The sequence below is a fragment of the bacterium genome (assembly GCA_023145965.1).
GTDB lineage: Bacteria > UBP14 > UBA6098 > UBA6098 > UBA6098 > UBA6098.
Genome location: JAGLDC010000096.1, coordinates 1 through 8,170, shown reverse-complemented (window position 1 = coordinate 8,170; position 8,170 = coordinate 1). Strand labels below are relative to the sequence as shown.

Sequence of the window (8,170 nt, the reverse complement as noted above, 5' to 3'; positions counted from 1 at the left end):
AGCGAATCGAACAGCTCGCCATAGCCCAGATCGTCGATCCAGTAGCCGATAAACGAGTCGTAGTCGAATGTTGCGAGATAATTATTTATTATCGAATCGACATCGAATGAACTCAAACTGTCGAACATTTCAAGATACATGAATAGTGTGTCCACAGTCCATCCACTTGAAGTCCACCAGGCAGTGAGAGTGTCATAGGTATCGAGTGCGCCATCCAGATAAATAAAAATTGAATCTGCGTCCCACCCCGTGCGCGTGAAAAAAGTATCTAATGCCTCGTAAAAAACGCTCCAAAGCATAACCGTGTTGTAGATATCGTCGAGCGAAAAGTCAAATTCTGTTCCAAGGCTATCGAAAAGCGTTGCCGCAGCATCAAAGTAATCAAGATAATTGACGACTTCGTCATAACCCATACCGCGGTCACAGAACTCATTAAAAACTAGCATCCATTCATAAAGAAATTCTTCGGTTGGGCAACCGCCCCAAAGAATAGTTCTCATTGAATCTTGAATCTCCATCCAAGCGAGTAGAGTATCGAATGGATAATCATAGCCTCGAGCTTCGTAATAAGCGCGAAGCGAATCTGCGAATAAAGCCCATTCGGTCATATCGATGCCACCGATCTGGTCAGTGCTTTGCGCCCAAATGGCATAAAGAACCGAGGAGAATGGTTCTCTCGGAGTGAGAATATCTCCATCTACCTGTATTTCGAGGTAGTAATCATCGCTGTAAGCCATGTCTAGGGGATTGGTTTCGCCAAGTCTAACAGCAAAGAAACCATCCACAAGATCGACTCCTGCGTGCATTTCGGACCATACTTCCGTTCCCCCAATATCTGATTCATAGATGCGAAATGTTATATCGCGAGTCCCAGATATCGGAGCCCCTGTTGTGTCGGTGACTTTAGCTTGATAGTTCGTCGTTAACGGTACCGCAAATACTGCTGAAACCGCAAAAAGGACGATTAGACTAAAGAATAGGGATTTAGACATTTTCCCTCCAGTGTTAATTTTTAGATTCCATTTGAAAAGATAACAATTTTGCTAATAAACAAAAATTCTTATTAGTTTGTAAAACACATTCTCTACAATAATAATACAAGTAAGATAATAAAAAAATTTCAAAAAGAAAGGGATAAATAAACTCCAGATGCTAGACAATAAAGTTGTAATCATTAAAAATATTAAGCAGGCGGAAATAATTTCAATAGAAAAGTTTAAAATTATTGTTTTAATAATTCATACATAAATATACTGCCTGCAATCGAAGCATTTAGTGATTCGGTGGGACCAGACATAGAGATATATATTTCGGTATCAGCTATTGAAAGGATGCTCTTGGAGACACCTCTAGCTTCAGATCCAATTACCAATAGATTTTTTTGAAATTTATTGGTTTTGTTTAAAGATGTGGCTTTTTCTGAAATATTAGCTACTAATATTCGGAATCCAGCTTTTTTGAAGCGCTCTATTATCTCTTCCGGTTTTCGGTCGCCCATTTCGACCACCGGAACCCGGAAAATTGCGCCCATCGTGCTTCTAATCGTTTTAGGATTATAAAGCCCGGCTGAACCTCGTCCGAGTATAATGCCTCCAACGCCAAACGCCTCGGCCGATCTTATTAAAGCTCCGACATTTCCGGGATCTTGAACACTGTCGAGGAAAACCACCACGCCAGTTTTATACTGCAAGATTTCTCCAAAAAGGTCGCCGGTAGTTTTGGAGGACAGCTTGACACCGGCGGCTATACCCTGACTATTGACAGTCCGGCATATTTTACTCATCTCGCTCGAGGTTACGCTCCATATCGAGAGACCTTTATCTGAGGCAGCCGATATTAGTTCTGCTATTCTGGCAACACGCTCTTCTCCATGCCGGATAATTAAATCCTTAATTTCGACTTTGGCCTTGAAGGCTTCCTCAACCGAGCGAAGACCTTCGACTAAAAACTCACCGTAACGCGAATGATATTTCCTGTCACCAATCTTTGAGAGCCTTTTAATTGTGTTTTCTCCAATTTTTTCCATGCGGTAAAGATAGGCTATAATTCTTGTAGGTCAAGGAGTTTTACTTTCCAATCAAAACGAGAAAAAAGGTAGGGGCAAGGTCTCCTCGCCCGTTCGCCTTCTTCCGATTTTTTGCCGCCATAAAATCTCGACCATAAAACAGAACCGTATTCGTCATTTTAAGCAAATATGCATCTGAATATCTTGGTGAAAGCCAGGCTGATGGATATGTGAAAGAATATGTATTGCCAGCAACTACATAAGAATTGTCGCTTGTTCTTATTGATACGTTAGCTCTTTCAGATAGGCTCCCGCCATATGTCCTTTCCCACGCGAATAGTAATGAGTGTAAATTTATGGTTACGGTAAAGTGTTTAGAGTTATTTTGGTTAACACATATAATATTTTGTTCAACGTTTGCCATATATTCAGTAAGAGGATCGATTCTTATGTTGGTAAACTCGGTGATTGCCCTAAAATGCTGGATTAAATCGAAAACTGATTTATATCACAATCAAGAATAATCAGACAATTTTTTTTAAAATAAAAATCTCTAAAATAATAGCAAAATAATGGACAAAAATTATATCTGACATTATATTCATAGGTTTATAATCAATTGCTAAGAAGGCTGGCAATTATGGTAAAGAAGATACTTGTATTCACTAATCCTCATAAAGAAAGGGTTTCCGCACTTATTCCAGAGCTCGAGCTAGTTCTTAAAAAATGCGGTGTCGAGATTATTTTCGGAGAAAACGCAGCACGATTTGCCTGCAAAGAAGGGGTAGCAAACGATAATCTGCCCGAGGATATCGATATGGCTATCTCGCTCGGTGGCGATGGCACAATGCTCTCCACTGCTCGAATCATTGCTGAAAAAGAAATACCAATATTGGGTATCAATCTAGGAAGACTGGGCTTTTTAAATGAACTCGACCCAACAGAAATTTCATCGGTTGTTCCTGAAATTATTAAAGGAAGATTTTCTATCGACTCACGAATGATGCTCGAGATTTGCCCACCTGGCGAAACTGAGTTTAAAACCGCGCTTAACGAAATGGTCATTGATCGAGGGAAAAGCCCTCGAATTATTTGCCATAAAGTATTTGTTTCAGGCGAATTTGTGGCATCATTTTCCGCCGACGGCATGATCGTGTCTTCGCCCACTGGAAGCACAGCCTATAGCATGGCTGCAGGTGGAGGTATTATTTCACCGAAAATGGAAGCTTTTCAGGTAACAGCTTTATCGCCATATACACTTTCCATTAGACCTCTCGTCGTGGATGCCTCAGAGACAATCGAAATAAAGTATTTCACCGATGGCAAGGAATCGCCAAGGCTGACCCTCGATGGGCAAATCTCAAAAGATATACCCTCTTCCGGGACTATTGCCGTCCGAAAAGCACCTTTTTCGGCACATTTTGTGCATTACCATGATCGAACCTTTTACGAGGTCCTTAGGAATAAACTTGGTTGGGCTAATGAACCGCGTAATGGTTGACATATATAATATATTTTTGCTAATATGAAATAAGTTGGGATAATATTATGAAGTTTGATTCATCTATTTTTAAAGCTTATGATATACGAGGAATCTACCCTACTTCTCTAGACGAGGAAATAGCTAAACTTATAGGAGCTGGTTTAGTTGAATATCTCCAATGCCGTGAAGTGGTTGTTGGAAGAGATATGCGCGTTTCCAGTTCGAGCTTGTTTTCGGCTATTTGTGAGGGGATAACCTCCTGCGGTGCCGATGTTATAGATATTGGGATGGTTTCCACGGATGGACTTTATTTTGCGGTAGGCAAGTATAGAATCGATGCGGGTATAATGATAACAGCAAGCCATAATCCACCGGAATATAATGGTTTTAAGATATGCAAAAAGGATGCAGTGCCACTTTCTGGAACCGATGGTCTTCCACAAATAAAGAGGTTTGTCGAAAAAGGTGTCTTGCTTTGCGGGGAGTCGAAGGGCAAAATTATCTCGCGCAATATCGATGATGAATATGCTAACCATTGCCTTTCTTTCATCGATGTCTCAAAAATAAAGCCCTTTCATGTTGCAATAGATGCTGGTAACGGTATGGCTGGCAAAACCTTACCGCCAGTTTTCGAAAGGCTTCCTATTTCAGTCGATCGGATGTTTTTTGATCTAGACGGTAATTTCCCAAATCATCTCGCTAGTCCAATAGAGCCTGAGAATACCATCGAGCTTCGTGCGAGGGTTGCCGGAGACCCAAAGATTCAAATTGGTGCTGCCTTCGATGGCGATGCCGATCGCATGTTTTTGATAGATGAAAAAGGCAACCTTTTAGGCGGGGATATGGTTACAGCCTTGGTTGCGAAAAGCTTGCTTAAAAAGTTTCCTGGCGAAAGCATTGTTTATAATCTCATTTGTAGTCGTGCTGTGCCTGAGCTTATCGAACAAATGGGCGGAAAAGCAATAAGAACAAAGGTTGGTCATTCAATAATTAAGCCGATAATGAAGAAGGAAAACGCCGTTTTCGGCGGTGAGCATTCCGGACACTTCTATTTCCGTGATAACTGGTTCGCAGATAGTGGATTGATAGCATTTCTTGTGTGTCTCGAAGTCCTTTCTCAGGCGGATAAACCAATATCAGATTTGATCGCGGAGTTTGACCGATATGTTCGTTCCGGCGAGATAAATTCCAAAGTGAACAACAGAGAAAAGGTTATAGCTAATGTAAAAGAGTATTTTGCTAGTGAGGGATTAAATATCGATGAGTTCGATGGAATAACTATCTCGGCAAAGGATTGGTGGGTGAACCTCAGACCGTCGAATACAGAACCTTTGGTCCGGCTTAACGCTGAGGCCAAATCGAAAAGTGAACTTAAGCGTGTCGTTGATGAGACACTCGCTATAGTAAAAGGGTAAATATGAATCTTCGTTTAATAACAGCAGTAATTATCACCATTGCCGTAGGCATTTTGAATGCAATGCCCCTTTCTATCCCGGGTAGTATAACTCCGGGCATTATCCTATCGGCGAGTGACGATTCGCCTTCGTCTAACGCCATCGGAGATATCGAGTTCAATGCCTATAGCGGAGATATTTGGGTCTCTACAGGTAGAGGCCTTGCCGTCTCGCGCGATGGCGGCGAAACGTGGGAAAGCAAACTGCCGGATATAGGTTTTGCGGCCCTATCGATTCTCGGAGATTGGGTTTGGGCTGCTGCGAGCTACGATTTCGAGGATCCCACTGATCCCAATAATTCACTTCCTGCCGGCGATGGTTTTTACATCAGCTTCGATGGCGGCGAAACCTTTGAGCATTGCACGCAGGCTACTTCAGCCAACGGAGTTGGAAAGTTGGCATACGATCTAGCCATAATCCCCGATGGTGAAGACACAATCGTATATGCTTCTTGCTTTTATGGTGGCCTTATTTTTTCTTCCGATCGCGGGGCTAGTTGGCAAAGTGTTTTCCCGGATGGTTCCGACAGCCTCAGTTACAGCGATCTCGGCCATCGTTTTTTCTCGGTAACAGCTGATACTTCTGTTAATCCTCCTGTGGTTTGGGCTGGAAGTGCACGAGGCCTTTATTTTGGCCGCGAAGGAACATTCGCATGGGATAAGGTGGATACTACAGGTCATTGGATTCCAGATTCCATTCCTATTTTTGATACGACATGGGTCGATAGCACAACATTCGAAGTAGATTCGGTGTCCAATTACTATATTTCCTGGAGGCGTGACTCGATGGATATCGGCGCACTTTCCGGCAATTGGATAATATCTCTTGATTTTCAATATAGCACGGAAACCGGCATTTTTGCTTGCTCTCGATATACATCCTCGAACAGCGCCGGTAGCGATTATGATGCAATTTCCTATTCATTTAACGGTGGTTCCACATGGGAACAGACCGGTGAGGGATTTGTATCGTGGAATATGGGATTCACCGGCGACACACTATGGATGGCATGCCGTCATGGGCTTTCGCGCGCTTTTGCCCCCGATTACGATACGGTCGAGACGCTTACCGTCTCAGGTCTCGATGTCAATTCGGGAGGTTATATCGATATCGATATCCTCAAAGAGGAGGTTGTTTCGGCGACAGACTGTGGGGGAGTACTCTATGTCGGCACCTATTCCGAGGGGATCGCTCGCACCTCCGATGGCGGTGAGACCTGGGAGATAGTCGCGAATTTCCCCTCAGCCGAGGAAGCCTCCACTCAAGATCCCAACGCCGCCGACGGTAGTTCGGATTATGTTTATGCCTTCCCGAATCCATATTCGCCGCGCTACCACGAAAGCTGCTTTTTTGTTTTCGATTCCGAAGGCGGCGGTTTGGCTAAAATAGAATTATTCGATTACGATATAAACAAGGTTGCCACTATCCTTTGGGATGCTGTGCCCCAGAACGGTAAAAACCGCATCCAGTGGAACGGCAAGTTAGAAAATGGTATCGAACCCGACAACGGCCTTTATTTCTTCAGAGTAGAAACCGACAGCGGTGACCGTTGGGGCAAGTTGATGATAATCAAGTAAATATGAATCAAAAAATATAATGGGGTTTAAATGAGATATTTAGTTCGAGTATTAATTATACTTGCATTGATTACGCCGGTTTTCGCCGATGGCGAAGCCGCTGCTTTTTTGACCATGCCTATCGGCTGGGAAAATGTCGCTCTCGGCGGGTGCGGAACGGCTCTCGGTGGTGTAGGTTCCGGGTGGTTTAATCCTGCATCGATACAAAAAATGAAGGGTCTCGGTGTAAGTTCGGGATATTCGATGCTTGCTCTCGATAGATCGCTTTATAATCTGTCGGCCGGGTGGAACATAAAAAATGACGCAGCAGTTGCGCTTACTTGGGTCCACGCCGACGCGGGTGAAATTTCTGGAAGGGATATTAGCGGAAACTACACCGACCAACTCAATTACGGTGAGGATGCTATTTTCCTTACATTCTCAAAGGTTGTTACTTCCGACCTATCGGTTGGAGTTAATGCCAAATATCTTCAGGCGCGACTCAATGAGATAACGGCCTATGTTGCTGGTTTCGACCTCGGTATTCATGGGGAGCTTTTAAACGACCAACTTGCCATTGGAGTAGCTTACCAAAATATTGGGATGAAATACCAATGGAATTCAGCGAAGGTATATGGCACAGAAAACGCCTCCAATTCCGATGAATCCATTCCTTCGAATCTGAGAGGCGGGATTTTATACCGTTTAAAAGTTGTTCCAATAGGAATAACCGCCGAGACAGAGTATTATAAATTTGAAGAATTTAAATTTCGTGGTGGAGTATTCGGTAATCCAGTCGAGGATATAACCCTCGCTGCCGGTCTCGACGACCTTCTTCCGACATTCGGTGCCGGATACAAATTCGATGCTGATTTTTGTAAATTCGGAGTGGGTTATTCACTACGATTGGAGCGCGAGGGTTTACCCCCGAGGCATTCCTTCAATATTTCTGCGGAGTTTTGATGGAAGATATTAGAGAGAGAATACTGCTATCGATACAGGATTCAAAAAAAGCTATAGCCTCGCTCGAATCTCAGATAGATTCATTGTTTAATGCAGTCGGGGTGATTGTTTCGGCGATTGAAAGCGGAAACAAAATTATGTTTGTTGGAAACGGTGGAAGCGCTGCGGACGCTCAGCACGCCTCGGCTGAGTTTGTTGGACAGCTTGGTCTCGGTGTGAACCGCAGGCCAATACCTGCAATTGCTCTAACAACCGACACCAGCGCGATAACCGCTCTTGCTAACGATTTTGGTTGGGAGGAGGTTTTTTCTAGGCAGGTCGAAGCTCTCGCTGTTTCCGGCGATATTCTCGTATGTATATCAACAAGCGGTAATTCCTCGAATATAGTTCGCGCTGCTCAGTCAGCCAAAGCCTTGGGATGCCAAATAATCGGTCTTACAGGCCCATTCGAGTCCAAACTCTCGCGTTTAGCTGATTTCTGTCTTTTAATCGACGGTCCGAATACACCTCGTATTCAAGAGGGACATGAATTAGCACTGCATCTAATTTGCGAGTTTTCCGAAATTTATTTATCCAAAACATAAAGCGCTAGAAGCTTATCCGTGATTCCGGGGCGGCGTCGGGGGCTTCTTTCGAAGCCACGCCGAGCCGGCACATCCCTTTACCCGAGCGGGTTTTTTTTAACAAGCCGTCTCGTCATTCTTGGGAT

Annotated in this window: 7 protein-coding genes; 5 read left to right on the top strand and 2 right to left on the bottom strand. The window is 43.7% G+C overall.

Translation table 11 applies throughout. The features are described 5' to 3' along the window. Positions 1–992: hypothetical protein (locus KAH81_08815; GenBank protein MCK5833755.1), on the bottom strand; the 992-nt coding region annotated here is incomplete at its 3' end. Between the two features lie 230 nt (positions 993–1,222). Then, the gene (gene rlmB, locus KAH81_08810; GenBank protein MCK5833754.1) at positions 1,223–2,026 is read right to left on the bottom strand and encodes a 23S rRNA (guanosine(2251)-2'-O)-methyltransferase RlmB; all 804 of its coding nucleotides are present in this window, start codon (positions 2,024–2,026) and stop codon (positions 1,223–1,225) included. A gap of 619 nt (positions 2,027–2,645) precedes the next feature. Between rlmB and KAH81_08805 the strand changes: the two genes are divergently transcribed. From KAH81_08805 to KAH81_08785, 5 genes are read left to right on the top strand one after another with little or no spacing between them, the layout of a single operon-like run. After that, positions 2,646–3,506 (top strand): NAD(+)/NADH kinase, encoded by an 861-nt coding sequence (locus tag KAH81_08805; GenBank protein MCK5833753.1) that lies wholly within the window; start codon positions 2,646–2,648, stop codon positions 3,504–3,506. Positions 3,507–3,553: 47 nt separating this feature from the next. Beyond that, positions 3,554–4,903 carry a phosphomannomutase/phosphoglucomutase gene (locus KAH81_08800; protein MCK5833752.1) on the top strand — a complete coding sequence of 450 codons (1,350 nt, stop codon included), beginning with the start codon at positions 3,554–3,556 and terminating at the stop codon, positions 4,901–4,903. A 2-nt stretch (positions 4,904–4,905) separates the two neighbouring features. Further along, positions 4,906–6,519: a hypothetical protein gene (locus tag KAH81_08795; protein ID MCK5833751.1), complete on the top strand. Its 1,614-nt coding sequence runs from the start codon at positions 4,906–4,908 to the stop codon at positions 6,517–6,519. Positions 6,520–6,549: 30 nt separating this feature from the next. Further along, positions 6,550–7,461, top strand: a complete 912-nt coding sequence (locus KAH81_08790; protein ID MCK5833750.1) for a hypothetical protein — start codon at positions 6,550–6,552, stop codon at positions 7,459–7,461. Beyond that, complete coding sequence (locus tag KAH81_08785; protein MCK5833749.1) at positions 7,461–8,045, top strand: SIS domain-containing protein; 585 nt, start codon at positions 7,461–7,463, stop codon at positions 8,043–8,045. Before KAH81_08790 ends, KAH81_08785 begins: the two co-directional genes overlap by 1 nt. The last annotated feature ends 125 nt before the right edge of the window (positions 8,046–8,170 follow it).

Excerpts from the sequence above, each read along its gene's own strand:
- KAH81_08795 (MCK5833751.1), top strand. The coding sequence starts at position 4,906 with ATGAATCTTCGTTTAATAACAGCAGTAATTATCACCATTGCCGTAGGC.
- rlmB (MCK5833754.1), bottom strand. The coding sequence starts at position 2,026 with ATGGAAAAAATTGGAGAAAACACAATTAAAAGGCTCTCAAAGATTGGT.
- KAH81_08790 (MCK5833750.1), top strand. The coding sequence starts at position 6,550 with ATGAGATATTTAGTTCGAGTATTAATTATACTTGCATTGATTACGCCG.
- KAH81_08805 (MCK5833753.1), top strand. The coding sequence starts at position 2,646 with ATGGTAAAGAAGATACTTGTATTCACTAATCCTCATAAAGAAAGGGTT.
- KAH81_08785 (MCK5833749.1), top strand. The coding sequence starts at position 7,461 with ATGGAAGATATTAGAGAGAGAATACTGCTATCGATACAGGATTCAAAA.
- KAH81_08800 (MCK5833752.1), top strand. The coding sequence starts at position 3,554 with ATGAAGTTTGATTCATCTATTTTTAAAGCTTATGATATACGAGGAATC.